This window comes from Aeromicrobium sp. P5_D10, from assembly GCF_054049535.1.
The window spans coordinates 96,398-117,523 of sequence record NZ_JBFUME010000007.1 but is presented as its reverse complement, the minus strand read 5'-3'; the positions used below and the strand labels follow the sequence as shown (position 1 = coordinate 117,523).

20 protein-coding genes are annotated in these 21,126 nt (G+C 64.6%); 16 read left to right on the top strand and 4 right to left on the bottom strand.

The window, feature by feature from the left end; translation table 11 throughout:
* A complete protein-coding gene (locus ACXJKC_RS15420) occupies positions 1-144 on the top strand; it encodes an acyl-CoA dehydrogenase family protein (protein ID WP_456697624.1) in 144 nt (47 codons plus the stop codon).
* A gap of 23 nt (positions 145-167) precedes the next feature.
* On the opposite strand, the gene ACXJKC_RS15415 is transcribed toward ACXJKC_RS15420, so the two are convergent.
* A complete protein-coding gene (locus ACXJKC_RS15415) occupies positions 168-905 on the bottom strand; it encodes a GntR family transcriptional regulator (protein ID WP_456697621.1) in 738 nt (245 codons plus the stop codon).
* 162 nt (positions 906-1,067) lie between these two features.
* Positions 1,068-2,669: a thiamine pyrophosphate-binding protein gene (locus tag ACXJKC_RS15410; RefSeq protein ID WP_456697620.1), complete on the bottom strand. Its 1,602-nt coding sequence runs from the start codon at positions 2,667-2,669 to the stop codon at positions 1,068-1,070.
* A gap of 288 nt (positions 2,670-2,957) precedes the next feature.
* Between ACXJKC_RS15410 and ACXJKC_RS15405 the strand changes: the two genes are divergently transcribed.
* The 11 genes from ACXJKC_RS15405 (at position 2,958) to ACXJKC_RS15355 (ending at position 12,459) form a co-directional block, all read left to right on the top strand.
* A complete protein-coding gene (locus ACXJKC_RS15405; RefSeq protein WP_456697619.1) occupies positions 2,958-3,680 on the top strand; it encodes an SDR family NAD(P)-dependent oxidoreductase in 723 nt (240 codons plus the stop codon).
* On the top strand, positions 3,677-4,555 hold the full coding sequence (locus ACXJKC_RS15400) for a DUF6282 family protein (protein WP_456697618.1): 879 nt from the start codon (positions 3,677-3,679) through the stop codon (positions 4,553-4,555). Before ACXJKC_RS15405 ends, ACXJKC_RS15400 begins: the two co-directional genes overlap by 4 nt.
* 13 nt (positions 4,556-4,568) lie before the next feature.
* A complete protein-coding gene (locus tag ACXJKC_RS15395; RefSeq protein ID WP_456697617.1) occupies positions 4,569-4,865 on the top strand; it encodes a Dabb family protein in 297 nt (98 codons plus the stop codon).
* 48 nt (positions 4,866-4,913) lie between these two features.
* Positions 4,914-6,548, top strand: coding sequence for a GMC family oxidoreductase (locus tag ACXJKC_RS15390; RefSeq protein WP_456697616.1), 1,635 nt, complete (start codon positions 4,914-4,916; stop codon positions 6,546-6,548).
* Entirely contained in the window at positions 6,545-6,979 is a 435-nt protein-coding gene (locus ACXJKC_RS15385; RefSeq protein ID WP_456697615.1) for a hypothetical protein, read from the top strand. Before ACXJKC_RS15390 ends, ACXJKC_RS15385 begins: the two co-directional genes overlap by 4 nt.
* A 34-nt stretch (positions 6,980-7,013) precedes the next feature.
* A complete protein-coding gene (locus ACXJKC_RS15380) occupies positions 7,014-7,418 on the top strand; it encodes a GlcG/HbpS family heme-binding protein (protein WP_456697614.1) in 405 nt (134 codons plus the stop codon).
* Complete coding sequence (locus ACXJKC_RS15375; protein ID WP_456697613.1) at positions 7,415-8,761, top strand: hydroxyacid-oxoacid transhydrogenase; 1,347 nt, start codon at positions 7,415-7,417, stop codon at positions 8,759-8,761. The genes ACXJKC_RS15380 and ACXJKC_RS15375 overlap by 4 nt, the downstream gene beginning before the upstream one ends.
* A 15-nt stretch (positions 8,762-8,776) precedes the next feature.
* Positions 8,777-9,523: an RraA family protein gene (locus tag ACXJKC_RS15370; RefSeq protein ID WP_456697612.1), complete on the top strand. Its 747-nt coding sequence runs from the start codon at positions 8,777-8,779 to the stop codon at positions 9,521-9,523.
* 78 nt (positions 9,524-9,601) lie between these two features.
* Positions 9,602-10,828 carry an ATP-binding protein gene (locus tag ACXJKC_RS15365; protein ID WP_456697611.1) on the top strand — a complete coding sequence of 409 codons (1,227 nt, stop codon included), beginning with the start codon at positions 9,602-9,604 and terminating at the stop codon, positions 10,826-10,828.
* Positions 10,829-10,964: 136 nt separating this feature from the next.
* Positions 10,965-12,068 carry a hypothetical protein gene (locus ACXJKC_RS15360; RefSeq protein ID WP_456697610.1) on the top strand — a complete coding sequence of 368 codons (1,104 nt, stop codon included), beginning with the start codon at positions 10,965-10,967 and terminating at the stop codon, positions 12,066-12,068.
* 100 nt (positions 12,069-12,168) lie between these two features.
* Positions 12,169-12,459 (top strand): hypothetical protein, encoded by a 291-nt coding sequence (locus ACXJKC_RS15355; RefSeq protein ID WP_456697609.1) that lies wholly within the window; start codon positions 12,169-12,171, stop codon positions 12,457-12,459.
* Positions 12,460-12,518: 59 nt separating this feature from the next.
* Here ACXJKC_RS15355 and ACXJKC_RS15350 read toward each other — a convergent pair whose 3' ends face one another.
* A complete protein-coding gene (locus tag ACXJKC_RS15350; protein WP_456697608.1) occupies positions 12,519-14,207 on the bottom strand; it encodes an ELWxxDGT repeat protein in 1,689 nt (562 codons plus the stop codon).
* 1 nt (position 14,208) lies between these two features.
* Complete coding sequence (locus ACXJKC_RS15345) at positions 14,209-15,849, bottom strand: ELWxxDGT repeat protein (RefSeq protein WP_456697607.1); 1,641 nt, start codon at positions 15,847-15,849, stop codon at positions 14,209-14,211.
* Between the two features lie 196 nt (positions 15,850-16,045).
* On the opposite strand from ACXJKC_RS15345, the gene ACXJKC_RS15340 reads away from it, so the two are divergent.
* The 4 genes from ACXJKC_RS15340 to ACXJKC_RS15325 are packed head-to-tail and all read left to right on the top strand — an operon-like array spanning position 16,046 to position 21,124.
* A complete protein-coding gene (locus ACXJKC_RS15340; RefSeq protein WP_456697606.1) occupies positions 16,046-16,633 on the top strand; it encodes a TetR/AcrR family transcriptional regulator in 588 nt (195 codons plus the stop codon).
* A gap of 32 nt (positions 16,634-16,665) precedes the next feature.
* A complete protein-coding gene (locus ACXJKC_RS15335) occupies positions 16,666-17,664 on the top strand; it encodes an ABC transporter substrate-binding protein (protein ID WP_456697605.1) in 999 nt (332 codons plus the stop codon).
* Complete coding sequence (locus ACXJKC_RS15330) at positions 17,661-19,388, top strand: ABC transporter ATP-binding protein (RefSeq protein WP_456697604.1); 1,728 nt, start codon at positions 17,661-17,663, stop codon at positions 19,386-19,388. The genes ACXJKC_RS15335 and ACXJKC_RS15330 overlap by 4 nt, the downstream gene beginning before the upstream one ends.
* Positions 19,385-21,124, top strand: coding sequence for an ABC transporter ATP-binding protein (locus tag ACXJKC_RS15325; protein ID WP_456697603.1), 1,740 nt, complete (start codon positions 19,385-19,387; stop codon positions 21,122-21,124). Before ACXJKC_RS15330 ends, ACXJKC_RS15325 begins: the two co-directional genes overlap by 4 nt.
* Positions 21,125-21,126: the final 2 nt, after the last annotated feature.

Genomic DNA, 21,126 nt, shown 5'->3' with positions numbered 1-21,126 from the left:
ATCCATGGTGGTTACGGTTACTCCAAGGAGTACGAGATCGAGCGTCTCTACCGTGAGGCCGCGTTCATGCTGATCGGTGAAGGCACCTCCGACATTCAGAAGATGATCATCGGACGCGCCCTCCTCAAGGAATACAAACTCTAAGGACGGCCGCGGCCTCGGCCGACTCAGCCGTTGCGACGAAGGCTGATGCGGTACGAGTAATGCTCCGGCAGGAAATGGCTCGTTGCGAGTTCGACTGCCTGCCCGTTGGTGTCGAGGTACAGGCGGTCGACCCGCAACAGGGGATGGCCGATATCGCATCCCAGGTAGGCGGCCTCCCTCTCGCCGGCCACCTCGACGGTGATGCTCTGCTGTGCTTCCGCGATGGGGTCCTTCAGCCGTGCGTCGATCAGCCCGATGATGGTCAGTTCGCTCTTGGCGCCCGCTGTCGTGAGTTCGGGAACGTCGATGAGTTCCCGGCCGACATGCGGCGGAAGGAACACTGTCGTGATGCAGAAGCGGGTGCCGTCGTGGGTGCGGACCAATTCGAGTCTGAATACTGCGTCAGACGTGAGACGCAGGCGCCCGGCGCTGATCAGGTCGACCCTTCGCGCGAGGGGTTCCAGGATCTCCATTCCGGTATCGTCCGACAGGCCCATGAGGTCGTCGACGGAACCGACCTGGCGGATGTAGCCGTCGCTCGCGGACTGGGCGAATGTGCCACGACCCGGGATGCGGTAGACCATGCCTTCGGACACGAGTTCTTGAAAAGCTCGACGGATGGTCTGACGACTCATCGAATAGTCGGCTGAGAGCTCTGCTTCGGTCGGCAGCCTTTGGCCGTCGCTGAAGGCGCCCTGCAGGATCTGCGCGCGCAATTCGCGCGCCACTCGACTGTAGCTCGACTCAGCGCGGGTGCTCATGGTTTTTACCTCGTCTGCTCTGGATTTCACTTCTCTCGCGAGTGGGACACGGTACCGCTGATTCATCGCCCCGGGGTTGGGGTCTGGTTGTCGCGATGTCCGTGCCATGTGGATCATTCTGCATTTGGCCGCACATGACAAGTCGCCACCCGGTCGAGACTCTCAGTCCCGGGGCCCGCGGATGGCGTCCATGATGTGGGGATAGCCCGCCGGGTCGACAAGCACGTCGATCAAGGAGGGGCCGTCGAGAGTCAGTACCTCCTCGAGGGCCTTGGTGAGGTCGTCTGGGGTGTCGGCTCTGCGTGACTCGATCTGCATGGCCGACGCGATGGCCGCGAAGTCGATGTCGCCGTACTTGATCGCGTTGGGCATACCGTGACCTTCGGGTTTGGCCTTGATCGCGATGAGGCTCAAAGCGCTGTCGTTGAACACCACGACGGCGATGGGCAGATCGAGCCGCGAGATCGTTTCGAGCTCTGCAAGAGCCATGCCGAGCCCGCCGTCGCCCACGAATGCGATGACCCGTTTGCCAGGATTGGCCAAGGAGGCGGCGATCGCTGCCGGTATCGAGAACCCCATCGTCGCCAAGCCGCTGGAGATGAGCGCGCCATCCACGAGATCGGTGTCCCACAGGGGCATCGCCACGAGCATGTGGGCGCCGGCGTCGACCGTTGCGATGGCGGATCGCGGTGCGGCTGCGCGGGTGCGCAGAACGACTTCCTGGGGAGTGAGACCGCGCTCGGCCACTGGCCCTGACAGCAGGCGGTCGCGGCCGATATTGCGTTCGGTGATCGCGAAGTCGGACGGCCATGTGTCCGTCAAGCTTCCCTCGAGATGTTTGACGAGTTCCGGGAGCGGCGCGACGAGCTCGATATCGGGGGAGTAGTAGGGGGAATCCTCGGCCCATTCGCTGAGACAGACCAACGGTGCTGCGTAGGGCCAAGCGTTGGGAATCAGCTCGATGGTGTCGAGGCCGATGGCGATGATGAGATCCGCGGCGTGCAGGACGGCCGACTCGGTGGTCGCCCCGGTCATCAGTCCGGCGAAATTGGGCCACGACTCGGGGACTACTCCCTTGGCCCGGTACGTGCACAGGGAGGGAATGCTGGTGCCGTCGAGGAGCTGACGGACCTGATCGGCGATGCCTCGAGCTGCCAGGCCGACGATGACGACCGGACGTTCGCTGACGCTCAGGAGCGACGCGAGCCGCGCGATCTCGTCGGCGGTGGGCGGTTCGGTCTCCCCTCGTGGGGGCGCGCCGAGGCTGGATGCGGCTGCGGGGTCGAAGTCGAGATGGACCGGACCCGCGGGGCTGGCTGCGGCGAGCCGGATGGCCTCGGCGGCAGTGCCGGCGGCATCGCCGGAGCCCGCTGTGCCACCGAGCTTGGCAACTGCCGCGAACAGCTCGTGCTGATCCAATCGCTGATGAGAGATCGTGGGCGCGTCCTTCTCGCTCACCGTGTCGGTGAGCATGATGAGTGGCTGCCGGTCGAGGAGAGCCTGTGCGACGCCGTTGACGGCGCTGGCGGCTCCGGGTCCTCGAGTCACGACGCTGGCGGTCGGGAGCTGGGTCAGGTCTCCATACGTCGCGGCCATGATCGTGGCAGCAGTCTCGGTGTGAGCCAGGACGAATCGGATGCCGGCGCCCTCAGCCGCGCCGACGATTTCAAGGTTGTTCCCGCCCCCCGGCACGCCGAACATATATCTGCTCCCAGCTCTGGCCAGTTCCTCCGCGACGGCCTTGGCTACTTCCGGTGCTCCCATGAGGCCTTGCTCCTTGCGTGCTCGGTGACAGGCGTCCAGCCGGTCAAATTTGTACGGCCATACTAACTATCAGGCGTCGTAAAAGCGATAGCCTTATCGAAGTCGCTGAGGTGGCCGGGAATCGAACGAGCCGCTCCGCCCCGCACCAAATCGGTTTAGGGCGAGTTCTCATGTGACGCTTGACACGCCTGAGAACGAGCCGTAACGTCATGCTTCGTATTGGCCGTACAAAGCTTGGCCGACATCGAAACGCACGGGCAGACCGTCGCAGCGGAACGGAGCTGAGGAATGAGCAACAGCGGAAAGCGTGTCATCGTCACTGGCGGGGCCTCGGGGATCGGGCGTGCCACGGTTGCGCTCCTGCGGGAGCAGGGTGCCTTGGTCGTCAACGTCGATCTTCGCGATCCGGGCGACGATCCGTCGTTCATCAAAGCCGATGTCGCCGACGGCGGATCGGTCGCGGACGCCGTGGCGCAGGCCGTCGAGCTGATGGGCGGACTGGACGCCGTCATCAATGTGGCCGGTATCCAGCGCTCCGGTGCCATCGAGGAACTCGACGAGGACGACTGGGATGACCAGCTCCGGGTCAATGTCCGCTCCTGCTTCCTGACCTCCAAATACGCAGTCCCGCACCTTCGAGCCGCCGGGGGAGGCGCGATCGTGACCACGGCATCGGCCGCCGGCGTGAAGGGCTTCCCGGGTATGACGGCCTACGGTGCGTCCAAGGGCGCGGTCATAGCCTTCACCCGGACGCTCGCGGTGGAGCTCGCCGGGGACAACATCCGTGCCAACAGCGTCTGCCCGGGCTGGGTCGACACTCCTTTCAACGATCCCGCGATCTCCTTCCGCGGCGGGGAGCAGGCGCACATCGAGGACATTAGAACGAGCGTGCCACTGGGTCGGCAGGCAGATCCGTCGGAGTTGGCGAGCTGGAATGCGTTCCTGATCTCGGACGAGGCCTCGTATATGACCGGTCAGGCCGTCTCCGTCGACGGAGGGACCAACGCGTGAGTACCGACAACGCCGCTCTTTCGCGCTCGCTGCTGCAGGGCGCGATCGATCTCCACATCCACACCGCGCCCGACATCTTCCCCCGATCGGTCTCGGCCATCGAGGCAGCCGAGGATGCGAAGGCGGCCGGTATGGAAGCCATTGTCGTCAAAAGCCACTCGACCGACACCGCCGCGAGGGCGGAGACGGCGCGCGCCATCGCGGACTTCCCGGTCTATGGCGGAATCGCGCTCAACTACCCGGTCGGTGGACTCAATCCCTACGCAGTCCTGGAGTCCGCCAAGCAAGGGGGCCGCATCGTGTGGCTCCCGACGCTGAGTGCCCGGCACTTCCTGGCCAACGCCGACAACGTCCCGACGTTGGAGGCCGAATCTCCTCTCACGAGCGAGGGCATCGTGGTGACCGACGACGCCGGCAACCTCAAGCCCGAGGTGGAGGACATCCTGCAGCTCATCAAACAGCACGACATGATCCTCTGCTCGGGTCACGTCTCTCCGGCCGAAGCCATCCTCGTCTTCAAGCGCGCCAAGGAGATCGGCATCGAACGGCTCATCGTGACGCATCCCCACGCGATGTTCGTGGGCGCGTCAGCCGAAGACATGAGCGAACTGGCCTCCCTCGGAGCCATGAACGAGATGCAGTACGCGTTCGTCACGAAGGTCATCGTTCCTCCACAGACCATGGGTCACATCGCATCGCTGATCCGCAAGGTCGGGGTCGAAGGCTGCCACCTGGCCACCGACGGTGGGCAGAAGGTCAACCCCCGCCCGGCCGAGGCCTTCCGGCTCTTCATCGAGGGGATGCTCGACGAAGGCCTGTCGGCGGACGAGCTCCGGTACATGACGTCCGAGGCGCCTCGGCGCCTCCTGTTCTGAATGGCTGGCTGACATGTCCGTTCTCCACCTGGCGATGTTCCGCTGGCAGCCCGAGGCGACTCAAGAACAGATCGACGCGTTCGAGCTCGCCCTCGCCGAGATGCCCGCCGCAGTCGGCTCCCTCGTGTCGTACCGCTACGGACCGGATCTCGGCCTGCGCGACGGCAACTTCGACTTCGGGGTTGTCGCCGAATTGGCCAGCGCCGACGAGATCCCCGGCTACCTCGACCATCCGGCGCATCTGCAGCTGGTCGAGGAGCACGTCAAACACATCTTGGCCGAGCGCAGGGCCGTCCAGTTCTCCCTGTGAGTCCTCCACGGATCTCACCGGTTTGAAAATCACGTCACAGGAGGAAGCATGACCGAACAACAGCACAACGAGAGCGAGGTCGCCGACGTACTGATCGTCGGCGCCGGGGCATCGGGTGCTTTCGCGGCTGTCGAGCTGTCGAAGGCCGGATTCAAAGTCGTCTGCCTTGAACAGGGCGACTGGACCTTGCGGACCGAATTCGCCGGAGACAAGCCCGAGTGGGAGCTCAAGGCGCAGAAGGACTGGCACCCCAACCCCAACAAGCGCGCCCGGTCGGCCGATTACCCGATCGATACGACCGACTCTGACGTCAACCCGTTGATGTTCAACGGTGTCGGTGGAAGCACGATCCTCTACGCCGCCCACTGGGTCCGGATGCTGCCGTCAGACTTCCAGGTCTTCTCCGATGACGGTGTCGCCGATGACTGGCCCATCTCGTACGAGGACCTTGCTCCCTACTACCGCAAGGCCGAGATCGCGATGGGCGTGTCGGGTCTGACCGGCGACCCGGCGTATCCGGATGAGCACAACTACCCCAATCCGCCCATGCCGCTGAACAAGATCGGCATGAAAGCTGCCCAGGGTCTGGACAAGCTCGGCTGGCACTGGTGGACGGGCCCGCAGGCAATCTCGGCTCGGCCATATCGTCACATGCAAGCGTGCGTCCGCCGCGGCACGTGCCTCACGGGGTGTCCCGAGGGCGCCAAGGCGTCCGTCGACGTGACGCACTGGACCGATGCCGTCCAGCAGGGCACCAAGCTCGTCACCGGAGCGCGGGTTCGCGAGGTCACGACCAATGCGAAGGGCCTCGCCACCGGCGCGATCTACATCGACCGCGATGGCGTGGAGCGTCACCAGAAGGCCAATGTCGTGATCATGGCGGCCAACGGGATCGGCACCGCCCGGTTGCTCCTGCTGTCGAAGTCGAATGCTCACCCCGATGGCCTCGGCAACTCGTCGGGTCTCGTCGGTCGACGACTCATGATGCACCCGTATGCGGCAGCCACGGGCGTCTACGACGAACCGCTCGAGAGCTGGCTGGGTCCTTCGGGCCACGCGATCCAGAGCTTTGAGTTCTATGAGACCGACACCAGCCGGGGATTCGTCCGCGGCGGCAAATGGCAGGTCATGCCCAGCGGCGGACCGCTCGGCCTTCGCGCCGGATACAGCGACAGTCCTCTCGAGGAGACGTGGGGAGCGAACTTCCACCGTCGCATCCGCAAGACGGTCGGCCGTTCGTTCGAATGGGGTATTACGGCCGAGGACCTGCCCGACTCCGAGAACCGGGTCGCCATCGACGGCGAACTGACCGACTCCGACGGTGTTCCGTCGCCCAAGATCATCTACAAGTCGTCCGAGAACACCACGAAGCTGATGGCCTTCAACCTCGAACGTGCCAAGGAGGCCCATGAGGCGGCCGGCGCGACCGAGGTGCACCTGACGCCGCTCATGCGGGACTGCGGCTGGCACATCATGGGCACGGCCCGCATGGGGCTGGATCCGAAGGACTCCGTGATCGACGAGTGGCACCAGTCCCACGATGTTCCCAACCTCTACGTCATCGACGGCAGCGCGTTCGTCACCTCGGCCTCGGCGAATCCGACCGCCACCATCACGGCACTCACTCTTCGGGCGATGGAACACCTCATCGCCAACCGTTCCAGTCAGGAGATCCCCGTATGACCGACATCGACAGCTCGATCCTGACCGAGGAGGAGCGTGCCATCTACGGACCCCGTGCTGACATCCTCATCCCCGATGCCGAGGGGATGCCCTCGGCGACCCAGGTCGGCGTGCACACCGAGTGGATCGACGTCGCCCTCGCGGCGCGCCCCGACCTCGTCAACGACTTCCACGCCTCGTTGGCGGTCGGTACGCAGGACGATCCACAGGGGGCCATCGAGCAGCTGCATCAGCAGGCGGAGCTGTTCGACGCGTTCAGCGTGCTGACAGCCGGCGCCTACCTGATGATTCCCGAGATCAAACAGCGCATCGGATACCCCGGGCAGGAGTCCCGGCCCATCTCCGGCGACGACGTTCCCCACTACATCGACATGCTCGAGACAGTTGTGCTGCGCGGGACGATATTCCGTCCCACCATCCAGACCACGTGACCCGATCCATCACCACCACCGAAAGGCATCACCCATGACCAACCTCAGCCTCGAAGACGCCCAGAAGGTCCTGCAGGCGACGCTTGCCAAGGCCACCGAGCTCGGCGCGCCCTCCAGCGTCGCGATCCTCGACTCGGGTCGTGAGCTGCTGGCATTCTCGCGTCAGGACGGTGCGCTGCTGGCATCGACCGAGCTGTCGCAGAACAAGGCCTTCACCGCGATCTCGATGCAGATGGCCACCGGCGACCTGGGCGACCTCGTCCAACCGGGTGCTCCGCTGTTCGGGCTGGGCAACGCCCAGTCGCGCCCGTTTGTCACCTTCGGGGGCGGCGTACCCATCGTCGTCGGCGGTGAGGTCGTGGGATCGGTCGGCGTCGCCGGCGGCAGCGCCGATCAAGACGCCGAGGCAGCGGCGGCCGGAGCCGCAGCCGTCGCTTGACCGACGTCACGCTGACCTCCGAGGCGCGGGACGAGATCCTCTCCGGTCGTCGCGGCGAGTCGGTGTTCCCATGGAGTGCGCCCGACCTCCGGTTCGGCATCGGCGCGGGCCGGGAGGTCGGGCACGAGTGCCGTCGACTCGGCATCCGCCGAGCGCTGGTCGTGAGTGACGAGAATGTCGCCTCGTCAGGGGGACTCGACGATGTGCGGACGGCTCTGGCCCGTGAGGGCATCGGTTTCGAGGTGTGGACCGGTGCCCAAACGGAGCCGACCGAGGCCTCGATTCTGCGTGCGATCCAGACCGTCGCTGGCATCGGCTTCGACGGCGTTGTCGCGGTGGGAGGTGGCAGTGTCATCGACACCGCCAAGCTCATCAACCTCCTGACGACGTGCGGCGGCGAGGTCCGCGAGTACGTCGCACCACCCCACGGGCCCGGCCGGCCGGTCGACGGTCCGTTGATGCCGATGATCGCGATGCCCACGACGGCCGGAACCGGGTCGGAGTGCACGTCGGTCGCGATGGTCGACCTCGACGTGTCGCACGTGAAGGCGGCGGTCTCGTACCCGTGTCTGCGACCCGACCTCGCGATCATCGACCCGCTCAACACCGTGACCTGTCCGCCGTCCGTCACCGCGTCGGCCGGCTACGACGCCGTGGTCCAGGCCCTCGAGTCGCTGACGTCCCTGCCGTATGACCAGCGGCCGCCCAGTTCATCCCCGGCGGATCGGCCCCGCTATTCGGGTGCCAATCCCGTGACCAGCATGTGGTGCCGGGAGGCGGTCCGTCTGTCGGGGCGGTTCCTGCGCCGCGTCGTCCTGGACGGCACCGACCTGCAGGCGCGTGAAGGAATGTCGCTCGCCGCGCTGTGTTCACGGCTCGGCAACGCTGGTGTCCACATCCCACACGCCAATGCATATGCCGTGGCCGGTGCTGTCCGGGACTACCGACCAGACGGCTTCCGGGTCGATCGTCCACTGGTGCCGCACGGTCAGTCCGTCATCGTGACAGCACCTGCTGCCTTCGACGCGATCCACCCCGCCGCGGCCCAGCCGCTCGACCAGGCCGCTGAGTTGCTCGGGATCAGCGAGCACGACCGTCATGAGGCGGGTGCAGGGGCGATCGGCAGGTGGCTGCGACAACTTCTGGCCGACACCGGCGGGCCCCGCGACCTGGGGCACTTCGGTCTCACGGCCGCGGACCTGCCCTCTCTGATCGACCGCGCTCTCGACCAACGGCGACTGTTGGCCTGCAGTCCTCAGCCCGTCACGCGCGAGCTGCTCGAAGGCGTCTTCTCGCGCTCGTTCGCCACGGACGCCCCTTCTCCGCCGTCCCTCAGTACCTGACCCGAAGGATTCACCATGACAGTCAGCACCCCACCCGACGTCGACTCGGCCGAGCTCCTGCGACGACTCGCGGACGTCCCGGCCGCAGTCCTGGCTTCGGCCCTCCTGACTCGCGGCTTCCGTAACGTCAGTGTCGACGGGCTCACCCGGTTGACGGCGGGAGACCGCATGGTCGGCGAGGCCGTCACGTTGCGATTCGTCCCTGCGCGAGAGGACCGGACGACGGGGACCGTCATCAGCAGCGCCCAGTACCCACAGCGCGCAGCCATCGAGGCGTGCGGGCCTGGAAAGGTGCTCGTCGTGGACGGCCGCGGCGTGACGTCTGCCGCGATCGGCGGCGAGGTCTACCTGACGCGGGTGGCAAGACTGGGCGCCGCGGGATACGTCGTCGACGGCAGTGTCCGCGACTCCGACGGGCTACGCGCTCTCGACCTGCCGGTGTACGCACGATCGACGGCGACGGCGCCCCACCACTCCAAACATGTGGCGGCTGACTGGAACGTCACCATCGGCGTCGGGAACGTGCTTGTCGAGCCCGGTGACTTCCTCATCGGCGACGAAGACGGCGTCACAGTGGTGCCGCGTGCCGTCGCTGCCGAGGTCGTGGCCGCTGCGGAGGAGCTGCTCGCACTGGAGACGTTCGTCCTGGATCGCATCCGGGAAGGAGCGCCGTTGGACGGCACCTTTCCTCCTGACGAGGCCACGCGCGCCGCCTTCGCCGCATCGCGTGCCGTTGCAGCGTCTCAGGGCTTCGATGAGTGACGCCGAGAGACGTTTACAGAGTTTATCCCTGTTTATCGGAATCCGATAAACAGGGATAAAGAAGATAAACTGCCGAATATGGACCCGATCCTCAACCCCTATACGCCAAACGCTGGTGCCCAGCCGCCCGCCGTGCTCGGTCGCGATGCGCAGCTCAAGACTTTCGACCTACTTCTTCGCCGGATGAGTGCAGGGCGTACTGAGCAGTCGATGATCATCACGGGACTCCGCGGAGTCGGCAAGACCGTGCTGTTGGGACGGTTTCGCACCAAAGCTCATGAGCTCGATTGGGTCGTGGTTGAGCGTGAAGTGTCCAAGCACGACGACGAGCAATTTCGGCGGCAGATGGTGAGCGCCATCCGCACCTCACTATTCGAGATGTCGCCGAAGGCCCGCTGGAGTGACCGGATGCAGCGAGCCGCGGCAGTGCTGAAATCATTCAGCGTCTCGGTTGACCCCACTGGAACTTTGACCGGTGGGATCGAAGTCGATGCGGCCCAAGGCTTTGCCGACCAGCAAGAGCTGCAGGCTGATCTCACGGACCTTTTCGTGGCAGTGGGGGAAGCAGCAAAGGATGCCGACAAAGGACTCGTGCTGCTGTTCGACGAGGTTCAGTTCCTCTCGACGACCCAATGGGAGGCGCTGATCTCGGCACTTCATAAGACAGTTCAGCGGGGGCTTCCGGTGACGATGGTGGGTGCGGGCCTCCCGCAGATCGCCGAGCTGGCCGGCGACGCAAAGTCCTATTCCGAGCGACTGTTCAAGTTCCCACGGATAGGAAACCTTGAAGACCAAGACGCACGCGCTGCACTGGCTGAACCTGCCCAGGTCGAGGGCGCGGACTATAGCGACGAGGCCCTCGACCTGGCGATCGAGGTTACCGGCGGCTACCCGTACTTCCTCCAAGAGCTCGGCTACGCCGTATGGGCAGTTGCGGATGGACCGAAGATCACTAAAGAGGACATCGCCCTGGCCGTCCCGACCTACGAGGCGAAACTCGACGAGTCATTCTTTCGTGTGCGATTGGACCGTGCCACAGAAATGGAGCGTATCTACCTGCGAGCGATGGCAGAACTTGGTCCTGACGCCCAGAAGGCGCAAGACGTAGCCGCAGTCATTGGGCGCAAGTCGACCCAAATGGGTCCCACACGGGCCCAACTGATCAACATGGGGCTGCTCTACACCCCCGAGCACGGGTATGCAGCGTTTACTGTGCCGCACTTCGACAAGTTCCTGCTCCGGGCCATCCCGGAACTCATCATGCCCTCCGCCAGCTCGAAGAGGGTCCGGAGAGAGAGCGACTAGCTCTGCCCGGTGCGTAGCCAGGCAGCGAGCTCGACGTTCGCTGTTCAGAAGACACCGACCTCGCAGCGTGGTTCCATCAGGGGCAAGGATGTCCGGACGGGTGAAGTCGAGGTGCGCGGTGGGTAGGCGAGTCCTGGTGACAGATGCCAACGGCAGCTACGACCTCGTTGAGGCGCAGGCGCCGGATGAGGAGCACCTGAGGGAGACGATGAGAAGTCACCCGCTACTCGTTCCGCTGGACGATCTGGGGCTTGCTGGACCGCTGCTCGTCGTCGGGCGGGAGACCCAACTGGCCTCTGGGCGAATCGACCTTCTGGGACTGTCTCGCTCCGGTGAGGTGGTGATCGCCGAGTTCAAGACGGGGACTCAGAACAGCGACTTTCGCCACGTGCTCAGTCAACTGATCGACTATGGATCCGATCTGTGGCGTATGCCGGTCGTGGACTTCGAAGACGGCGTCGTGCGTCGCTACTTTCGGGAGGCTCCCTCCGAGGTGAAGTACGCCGGTAAGTCGCTTGCGGAGGTCGCGACACGTCACTGGGGGCTTTCGCCGACGGAGAAGGACGAGTTTCTGTCGAGGCTGGGTGCCGTGCTGGCAGACGGCGACTTCAACTTCGTGGTGGTGTCGCAGAACTACAGGGACTCCGTCATTACCAGCGCAGATTATCTCAACGCGACGTCGCGTGCTGGCCGGTTCCACCTGGTCCAGATGACGATGCTCAGCGGCGGAGAAATGACGGCGTACTCGGCGCAGGTCGTGGCCACGAGCCGGCCGATCAAGAGTGGGGCAGCAAGTCCACAGGCTGTCATCGATGAGGCAGAATTTCTGAACGCGCTCGATGGTGAGACATACCGGTCCGCCATGCGCGACTTCTTCGCTTCGCTGAGGTCGATGGGTATCAGGTTCAGATGGGGCTCGAAGGGCACATCGATCAGGATCGACAACCCCGACCGCACAGAACCGATCTCGATCGGCTGGGCATTCCCGGACGGTGCCAGTTGGCTGGGCGTGCGTCATCTCAGTCTCGGATACGACATCGCCTCTGCGCAGAGCACACCAACGATCTCGGAGGCGTTGAGGACTTATGTCTCCGAGATCGAAGCAATCGGGGCCGGCACTGAAATCAGAACCAAGAACGTGACAGGCAGAACATTTGTGCCGGCAGAGGTCCCGGGGGCGATGGCCGCAATCGTCGAAGCTATCGAACGGCTTCGGGATGCGGTGAACGAACTCATGTGAGAGACAGTCCTGGTAGGGGGGCAGTGCTGCCTCGGTACGCCTTTCCTCCGCGAAGAGGGTTGGAACGCTTCACGATTTGAATGGAAGTGAGATGCCGACGATGGACAACGAGATATCAGTACAGCTCAAGCGGCTCGACGAGCATCGAATTCGCGTGCTCGTGTCAGGCGCGCCTCCAGACGCAGTGGCGTGGGCGAATGGATGGGAAGCCGTCGGGAATGGGGACGGCCCCTTTTCCTTCAACTGCATGGCGTACAGCGATCTCACGGTGGGCATCGTGGTTACCGCGCACGGCCGTCGTTCGGGGTTCCATGCCTCGGTGGCCGATCTGCGCATGGGGGACACCCTCCGGGCCGCGCCGGACGGCTACAACCCGGCCACCCTCGATTGATCGCAAACGGGAGCAGGACCCAGCAAGACCCCCGCCTCGGCGGGGGTCTTGCTCTTGGCTCAGCGCGCGGACTTGACCCTGATCGTGAACGGCGATGAATACGAGCTGCGGGCGCGGACGCTGCCGTAGTAGTAGGCGCGGACCTTGTGCTTGCCCTTGCCGAGCTTCTTGGTGATGCGGATCTTGGCGTTGCCACCTGAGAGCGTCTTCGTGCCGATGACGCGGGTGCCCTTCTTGAGGACGACCTTGCCGATCGGAGTCGTCCCGGAGGCGCGGACCTTGACCGTCACGTAGACGCGTCGCTTCTTGTCGGTCTTCCTGGAGACAGTCTTCTTGTAGCCGTAGGTCCTCGACGGCAGGGTTGTGTAGGCCCAGAGTTCGTTGCCGTGCGTCGGGTCGCCAGCGGTGAAGAAGAGTGTGTTGCCGACGACGCTGATGGGGGAGGGGAACGAGCTTCCCGCGCCGGCTATGCCGTCTCCTCGGCGCACGGTTCCGGCCGACGTGCCGTTGCTCGACCACAGTTCGCCGCCGTGTGTTGTCGTGTAGGCAGGGAAGACGAGCGTCGAGCCGACTCGCCGGAAACTTCCGGGTTCGGCGTGACAGGCCCCGGGGCAGATGTCCTTGACCAGATGCGTCGTGCCTTGGGTTCCCTTGGTCGCCCACATCTCCGTCCCGGTGCCTGCGCTGTACGCCTGGAAGTAGACCGCGCCGTTGAATACCGTGAAATCGTGAGGATTGCTTCCCGCAGGGCCCGATTGGACCTCGAGGGGCATGGTTCCCAGCTGCGTGCCGTCGCTGATCCACGGCTCTTCTCCCACGCCGGGACTGCTCGCCTGGAACACCGCCCGACTGCCGTAGGCGACGATTTCGAACGGGTCGCTGCCAGCGGGTCCCGCTGCGAGATCGGCGACTCGGTGGGTGCTCAGGGAGCCGCCGTCGGTGACCCAGAGCTCATTGCCGTTGAGCACATCGGTCGCGGCGAAGAAGATCTTCGAGCCCACACGCGTCAGACCGTGCGGATTCGAATCCGCGCCGGCGTCCGGGTTGATGTTGTTGAGCTGCTTCGTGCCGGCCTCGGTGCCGTCACTGACCCAAGGCTCCTTGCCCGCTTTCGCATTGGCCTCAGCGCTGAAGATGACTCGGCCGTTACTGAGCGCGACGATCTCGGTGATGCCCGACTCGGCACCCACCGCAGTGTCGTTGATATCCCTGACGAGGCGTGTGCCGGTCGGGGTGCCATCTGTCTTCCAGAGTTCGCGGCCGGTGAACGTGGTTGTCGCTTCCATGAACAAGGTGGCACCGGAGACCGCGAAGCCTCGTGGGGACGAGCCCGCATTGCCGGGGGCGATGTCTTTGACGAGTTTGGTGCCGGCTGTGGTGCCGTCAGTGACCCACAGCTCAGTTCCGTGGGTCGAGTCCGACGCAGCGAAGTACACCTTGCCCCGAAAGGAGATGAAACTGGCGGGATTGGACGTGCCGAGCGGGTCGATGTCTTTGATCAACCTGGTGCCGGCCGCGGTTCCGTCAGTGATCCAGAGCTCTTTGCCGAGGCCGGCCTTCTGCGCAGCGAAGACCAGCTGATTGCCGAGCACCGCGGAGTCGTCTTCATCGACGCCCGAGGAGATGCCGCCGGGAACCAGATCCTTGAGCAGGTGCGGCACGGCGTCGAAGTCAGAAGCCGAGGCGGGGGTGGTCAAGAGACCGAATGTGAGCGCACCGACTGCGGCGGCTGAGAGGAGCTTCTTCATGTTATTTCACCTTGATCGTGATGGGGGATGAGTACGAGCTGCGGGCGCGGACGCTGCCGTAGTAGTAGGCGCGGACCTTGTGCTTGCCCTTGCCGAGCTTCTTGGTGATGCGGATCTTGGCGTTGCCGCCCGACAGCGTCTTCGTGCCGACGATGTGGGAGCCCTTCTTGAGGACGACCTTGCCGATCGGAGTTGTCCCGGAGGCGCGGACCTTGACCGTCACGTAGATCTTCCGCTTGGCAGCGCTCTTGCGGCTGACGGTCTTCTTGTAGCCCCTCGTCGTGGACGACAAGGTCGTGTACGCCCACAGCTCTTCACCGCGGGTACCGTCGTCGGCGGCGAAGAACAGTGTGTTGGCAACGGCAGCGAGAGGCCGTGGCTGTGAGCCGTTTCCGGTGCGGGACAGGTCTCGGGTCATCCGCGTGCCTGTCGCTGTGCCATTGGTCTGCCAGAGCTCTGTACCAGCCGTATCGCTGTGGGCCGAGAAGAACAAGGTGCCGCCGACCACCGACATCGGTTTCGGCTGGCTCTCCTGGGCGCCGTTGTCGGCGGTGACTCGGGTCGTCTTGGCCAGCGTGCCGTCGGTGACCCAGAGCCGGTTCTTTCCCGGTGCCTCGGACGCGGAGAAGTAGATTCTTCCGCGGAAGATCGTCAGGTCGCGGGGATCAGCTGACGCCGGGCCCTGACGGATGTCCTTGATCAGCGCGGTTCCCGCGTCGTCTCCGTCGGTGATCCACAACTCCTCGCCAGTAGAGGGGTTCTCGGCGGTGAAAATCAGCTTGCTGCCGTATGCCACGAGTCTCTTGGGATTGTTGAAGTTCGCCGTCGACGCCTGGAACGAGGTGTCTCCATCTGTCACGAAGAGGGTTCGACCACCGCCGCTAGGGTGCGCGGCGAAGTAGAGCTTGGTGCCGATCGGTGTGAACTCGTCGGGGAAGGAGCCTTGCGAGTCGACAGCGATATTGCCGACGCTGTGAGTTCCGGCGGGTGTTCCATCGCTGACCCAGGGTTCTGCACCGGCAGAATCCTTGGCTCGGAACGCCACCCGGTTGCCCCAGCGGGTCAGGTGCATGATCTCGGCGTCGGCCTGTCCTGGTGCGATTTCCTTGACGAGCTTCGGGGCAGCGGATGAGCCGTCGTACACCCAAAGTTCTTGGCCGAGGTCGACTGAGGACGCGGTGAAGAACAACTTGTTGCCCGCCACCACGAACTGTTCGGGATAGGAACTGTCATTTCCGCCGGCGATGTTGAGGACCAGTGTGGTGCCGCTGGCAGTGCCGTCGGTGCGCCAGAGCTCCGTGCCATGGGAGTCGTCGCCGGCCGAGAAGTAGACCTTGCCCTGAAAGGCGGTGAAGCCGATCGGCGAGGAATCGTTGAGGCCGCTGCGGACGTCGCGCAGCAGCTTGGTGCCGGCGGTGGTGCCGTCACTGATCCATGGCTCGTGCCCCGAGGAGACGGTTCCGGCGCGGTAGATGAGCTTGGAACCGAACGCAATGGCCTCGGCAGGGTGGGACCCTGCTGGGCCGGGGGCCCCGTCCCGGACGAGGTGGGGGATCGAGTCGAAGTCCCCGGCCGAGGCGGGGAGAGCGAGCGATCCGAGCGTGAGTGCGCCCAGAGCTAGCACCGACAGGGTTCTGCGCATGACGTGGCCTTTGATGGTTGATTTCAGCTCTGACTCAGGGGAAATCGCTGAGCAAAGGTCGTACTGGTTCGGTCACGCTAACAGGATTCAGAGCATTTGACTAGAGGAGCTCTGTATTCAATACATGATCTATGTAGTTAGTTGGCGGATCGCAACAATTGCCGACCCTCGAATCCGGTGGTGCGACGATGTATGCATGGCAAAGGCTCCTCTGGACCCAGAGACCGGACGTAGGCGTCGCGGACGTCCGCCGGCGCTGAATGTCGACATGATCGCGGCGGCGGCGCTGGCCGAACTCGAGCACCTGAGTGTCGCGGCGGTGGCGCGCCGACTGGGGGTCGCGCAGGGCGGGATCTACCATCACGTGGCGGGGCGGTCCGATCTCGTCCGGTTGGCGGCCGACGAGGCACTGCGTGACTGGCCCGGCCCCGATCGCGGTTTGCCGTGGCGTGATCTGCTGCACGCCTATGCCTACGCTCTGTGGCAATGTCTGTGGCAGCACCCTGGTCTGGAAGACGCTATCCAGGCTTTGACCGAACCGCCGCCTCGGTTGGCCGCCGTGGTGAGTGATGTCGTCGAGTTGCTCATGGCTGAGGGCGTCGAGCAGCAGACGGCGCGCGATGCCGTTTTGCTGGTCACCCATCTGGCCCACGACGAAGCGCGATGGGCGCGCATGTCTGACCCGCAGGAACCGAATACGGACCGCCTCCTGCGACGAGTCGACCTCGTGCTCGATGGCGTCCAGTTGCGGATCGAGAGACCGGGATCACACGACTCAAAGTGACAACTTAGGTAAACCTTCCCTATTATCGAGACATGTTCAATAAAGGCATGTCCCGGTTGTTCCCTGTCGTCCTCGCGCTCGTTGTCCTGTCCGCCTGTGGCTCAAGTGATGACAGGGAGGCAGGGCCTGCCAGCACGCGAACCGTCAGCGACGCGCTCGGCGAACAGACCATTCCGGCCGATCCGCAGCGAATCCTGGCGCTCGACGAGCACAGCGCGATGGCCATGATGGTTGTCGGAGTCAAGCCACAGCTCGTGTACGCCACCGTCAGTTCCCAAACGTCTGCTGCGATCCTGCGTGAGGCGGGTGTCGAGATTGTCGACGAACCCGAGTTCCTGAGCGCGCCCGATCTCGAGCAGGTTGTGGCCGACAAACCGGACCTGATCGTCATGAGCGAGGCAGGCCCGCTCCCGCAGTCGATCGACGCGTTCCGCAAGATCGCTCCAGCAGTGGTCCTGTCGTACGGCAAAGGCTGGCAGGCAGCTCTGGAAGAGTCGGCCGAGGTCTTCGACGCGCAGGCTGCCGGCAAGCGGGTCAAAGCAGTCATGGATCGGCGCATCGGACAGCTGAACCAAGCACTGCCCGACGATGGCTCGCTCTCCATCACATTCGGCTACCAGGACACCCTGGACTTCCCGTCCCCGTCGGCCCCGATGTCGCTGCTGATCGAAGAGCTGGGCCTGACCCGACCGGAGGCCGAACAGACCAGCACGGGGGAGAAGGCAGGTGAGTTCATCGTGCCGTTCTCGGCCGAACGGCTGGATGATCACGATGCGACACGCATGGCGATCCTGTCGGGCACCTACTACGACAGCGCGCTGGTGCGTGATCAACCGGTCTTCGCGACGATGGATGTTGCAGCCGACAAGCGTGCGGCCGACGTCGACGGCGAGACGTGGTGGGGCAACAGCGTCTTCACGAGCTGGTGGATCCTCGATGACGTCGAAGCCATGTTCCTCGGCAAGAGCAAGGTCGGCGCGGTGGACGATGCGGTGACCCGGTGGAATGGTCTTCAGGACGCGCTCTCATGACGGACGGCTCGGCCGCGCTGCGCGGCCTTCTACGCCCCGTGAGGACGTCGACCCGAGTGGCGGTCGGGGTACAGGTGATCGGCGCGATCGCCGAGATCGTCCCTTTCATCGCCATAGCGGCGATCGCCAGAGAGCTGTTGGCAGGAGGTGCGGACGAGTCGCGGCTGCGGATGATTGCGCTCATCGTCGTCGTGGCTCTGGGCGTGCGAGCGCTGTGTGCCGGCGGGGCCATCATGATCACGCATTTCTCCGATGCGGCTCTCCAGGCGATCTTGCGGCGCAGGCTTGTCGCGCACTTCGGCCGGATGCCGCTCGGCTGGTTCGACCGGCACGCGTCGGGCGAGGTGAAGAAGGCAACCGATGACGATATCCATGCCCTGCACTACCTCGTGGCCCATAGCGCGGTAGAGACCACCGCCGGAGTTGCCGTGCCTCTGGTCGGGCTGGGCTACTTGGTGACACTCGATTGGCGGCTCGCGCTCGTGGCAGTGCTGCCTCTGCCGTTATATGCGATCGCTTTCGCGATCATGATGCGCGACGGCACGGAGATGATGGCGCGAATGAGTGAGGGAACCTCACGCGTCAACACCGCGATCGTCGAGTTCGTTCAGGGCATCGCCGTGGTCAAGACCTTCGGCCGTGCGGGGGAGGCGCACGCCGCGTACCGGGACGCCACACGCGACTTCAGTGGCTTCTTCGCCGCGTGGGTCCGACCGATGATGCGGCTGGAGGCGGTGTCGTCGATGGTGCTCGCGCCAGCTGTCGTCCTCGTACTCAACCTGTCGCTCGGCTTGGCGTTCTGGTCGGCAGGCTGGGTCAGTGCGATCGATGTGCTGGCCGCATCGATGGTTGCGCTGGTCATTCCGGCGTCCGTCATGACGCTGAGCCGGGGGATGCAGGGGCGGGCACAGGCTCGTGAGGCGGCCATGCGGCTTGTACGACTACTCGACCAACCGCTGACGGTCGAGCCGATCCGACCCTCTGTCCCGGCGGACGCTGGTATTGAGATCAGTGGAGCTTCATTCTCCTACGACGACGGAGGTGAGGCGCTGACGGACGTGTCGATGCGACTGGATCCAGGCACTGTGACGGCGCTGGTCGGGCCGTCAGGATCAGGTAAGTCGACTCTGGCCGGACTGGTCTTGAGATTCCACGATCCCGACACCGGATCAGTCATGATCGGCGGCGTCGACGTGCGGCAGATCGCGGCTGCCGACCTCTATTCGAGGGTCGGGTTCGTCCTTCAGAATGTTCAACTGCTGGCGACGTCGATCGCCGACAACATCGCTCTGGGACGCCCTGAGGCAACGCGGGGCGAGGTGGAACACGTCGCGCGAGAGGCGCAGATTCACGATCGCATCATGGCGTTGCCGCGTGGCTACGACTCAGTCATAGGCGATGATGCGAATCTGTCGGGAGGTGAGGCGCAACGCGTATCGATCGCTCGTGCCATGCTGCACGATCCGGAGATCCTGGTGCTCGATGAGGCCACGGCCTTCGCCGATCCCGATGTCGAGGCCGCCGTGCAGGCCGGGCTGACCCGGCTGGTCGAGGGGCGCACGCTCCTGGTCATCGCACACCGGCTCGACACGATCGTCGGCGCCGACCAGATCGCCGTGCTCGACCGGGGGCGGCTGGTCGAATGCGGTCCTCACGATGTGCTCATGGAAAACCACGGAACCTATCGGTCGATGTGGACTTCGTTGGAAGGTGCCCGCGCATGATTCGGGATCTGTTGGCCGTACTCGATCCTGCTCAGCGCAAAGTCGCGTATGTGACTCTCGCCTGGATGGTGCTGGACGCCGTGCTTCAGGGGATCGCGGTATCGATGCTGGTGCCGATCCTTGTGGCTTTGTTCGACGGTGACACGAGCCGGGCGATCATGTGGTTGGCCGTCTCTGCGGGGTTCGCAGTTCTCGCCCTTGTCGCGCACTACGTGCAGGCGATGCGCAACTTCGAACTGGCGATCGCGATTCTCGACACGCTCCGTGACCGGCTGGGCGAGCACGTGACCCGGCTGCCTCTCGGCTGGTTCTCCGGCGGAACTGCGGGCCGGCTCAGTCGGATCGGCTCGAGCGGGGTCATGTCGGTGTGCCAGAGCATCGCGCACCTGCTGCAGCCGCTGGTCGCGGGAATTGCCACGCCTGCGGTGATCTGGGTGTTCCTGGTCGTGTACGAGTGGCGCCTGGCGCTGGTCGTCATCGTGGCCGTGCCGATCCTGTGGTGGTGTTTCCGGTTCTCTGCCCGTGCACTCGAGCGCTCCGACGAGGCCGCTCATGCTGCGGGGACGGCTGCCAGCTCGGCAGTATTGGAATTCGCGCGATGCCAGCAGGTTTTGCGGGCCTTCGGACGAACGTCGGGCGATACCTACGCACCTCTCGAGCAGGCGATCGAATGCCAGCACCGTGCAGGCAAGCACCAGCTCTGGATGACGATTCCGGGGATGGCGCTGACGGGCCTCACCCTGCAGGTGATGTTCTCCGTCGTGACGCTGCTCGGAGTGTGGCTGGCCGTGCGGGGAGAAGTTGACGACGTGGTGCTCGTGGCCGTGTTGGCGCTGCTCGCGCGGTTCATCGGGCCCCTCGCGATGGTCGCCGAACTGTCCGGCGGGCTGCGCATGGCACGCAGCGATCTGCGGCGCGTCCGTGAAGTGCTCGACGCGGATCTGTTGCCGGAACCGTCGGAGTCCGAGCAGAGGATCCGGCCCGGAATGGTCGAGCTCGATCAGGTGACGTTCTCGTATGGCGCCGCGGAGGTTCTCCACGGGGTCAGTTTGCGAGCTGAGCGCGGAACTGTCACCGCGATCGTCGGTGCTTCTGGCTCCGGGAAGTCGACAGTCACTCGCCTCATCGCCCGTTTCTGGGACGTCGATGGTGGAAGCGTCCGCGTCGGGGGCGTTGACGTCCGGCGACAACGCACAGAGGACCTGATGTCTCAGATCGCCTTGGTGTTCCAGGATGTCTATCTCTTCGACGGAACCTTGCGCGCGAACGTACTGCTCGGCCGTCCTGAAGCCAGCGCTGACGAGATCGAGGAGGTGGCCAGGCTCTCAGGCGTTGACGAGATCATCGCCAGGTTGCCGGACGGGTGGGACACGAGGGTCGGCGAGGGCGGATCCAGGTTGTCAGGCGGTGAACGCCAGCGGGTGTCGATCGCCCGCGCTCTGCTCAAATGTGCACAGGTCGTGATCCTGGATGAGGCGACCGCGGCACTGGACCCGGCCAATGAGTTCTTGATCCGCCGCTCGATCGCCGAACTGTCCCGACTCAGCACGGTGATTGTCGTGGCTCACACCCCAGCGATGATCATGCTGGCCGATCAGATCGTCGTGCTCGACAATGGCCACATCGTCGAACAGGGAACGCGCGAGAGGCTGCTCCACAGTGGTGGGGCGTTCGCCGAGATGTTCCGAGAACGTGAGCAGATCGCGTCGTGGCGACTGGCGGGTTCGGGGTCGTGACC

Bases quoted from the DNA above. Each gene is read 5' to 3' on its own strand.
- ACXJKC_RS15415 (WP_456697621.1), bottom strand. From the start codon at position 905: ATGAGCACCCGCGCTGAGTCGAGCTACAGTCGAGTGGCGCGCGAATTG.
- ACXJKC_RS15410 (WP_456697620.1), bottom strand. From the start codon at position 2,669: ATGGGAGCACCGGAAGTAGCCAAGGCCGTCGCGGAGGAACTGGCCAGA.
- ACXJKC_RS15405 (WP_456697619.1), top strand. From the start codon at position 2,958: ATGAGCAACAGCGGAAAGCGTGTCATCGTCACTGGCGGGGCCTCGGGG.
- ACXJKC_RS15395 (WP_456697617.1), top strand. From the start codon at position 4,569: ATGTCCGTTCTCCACCTGGCGATGTTCCGCTGGCAGCCCGAGGCGACT.
- ACXJKC_RS15390 (WP_456697616.1), top strand. From the start codon at position 4,914: ATGACCGAACAACAGCACAACGAGAGCGAGGTCGCCGACGTACTGATC.
- ACXJKC_RS15385 (WP_456697615.1), top strand. From the start codon at position 6,545: ATGACCGACATCGACAGCTCGATCCTGACCGAGGAGGAGCGTGCCATC.
- ACXJKC_RS15380 (WP_456697614.1), top strand. From the start codon at position 7,014: ATGACCAACCTCAGCCTCGAAGACGCCCAGAAGGTCCTGCAGGCGACG.
- ACXJKC_RS15370 (WP_456697612.1), top strand. From the start codon at position 8,777: ATGACAGTCAGCACCCCACCCGACGTCGACTCGGCCGAGCTCCTGCGA.
- ACXJKC_RS15365 (WP_456697611.1), top strand. From the start codon at position 9,602: ATGGACCCGATCCTCAACCCCTATACGCCAAACGCTGGTGCCCAGCCG.
- ACXJKC_RS15355 (WP_456697609.1), top strand. From the start codon at position 12,169: ATGGACAACGAGATATCAGTACAGCTCAAGCGGCTCGACGAGCATCGA.
- ACXJKC_RS15350 (WP_456697608.1), bottom strand. From the start codon at position 14,207: ATGAAGAAGCTCCTCTCAGCCGCCGCAGTCGGTGCGCTCACATTCGGT.
- ACXJKC_RS15345 (WP_456697607.1), bottom strand. From the start codon at position 15,849: ATGCGCAGAACCCTGTCGGTGCTAGCTCTGGGCGCACTCACGCTCGGA.
- ACXJKC_RS15340 (WP_456697606.1), top strand. From the start codon at position 16,046: ATGGCAAAGGCTCCTCTGGACCCAGAGACCGGACGTAGGCGTCGCGGA.
- ACXJKC_RS15335 (WP_456697605.1), top strand. From the start codon at position 16,666: ATGTTCAATAAAGGCATGTCCCGGTTGTTCCCTGTCGTCCTCGCGCTC.
- ACXJKC_RS15330 (WP_456697604.1), top strand. From the start codon at position 17,661: ATGACGGACGGCTCGGCCGCGCTGCGCGGCCTTCTACGCCCCGTGAGG.
- ACXJKC_RS15325 (WP_456697603.1), top strand. From the start codon at position 19,385: ATGATTCGGGATCTGTTGGCCGTACTCGATCCTGCTCAGCGCAAAGTC.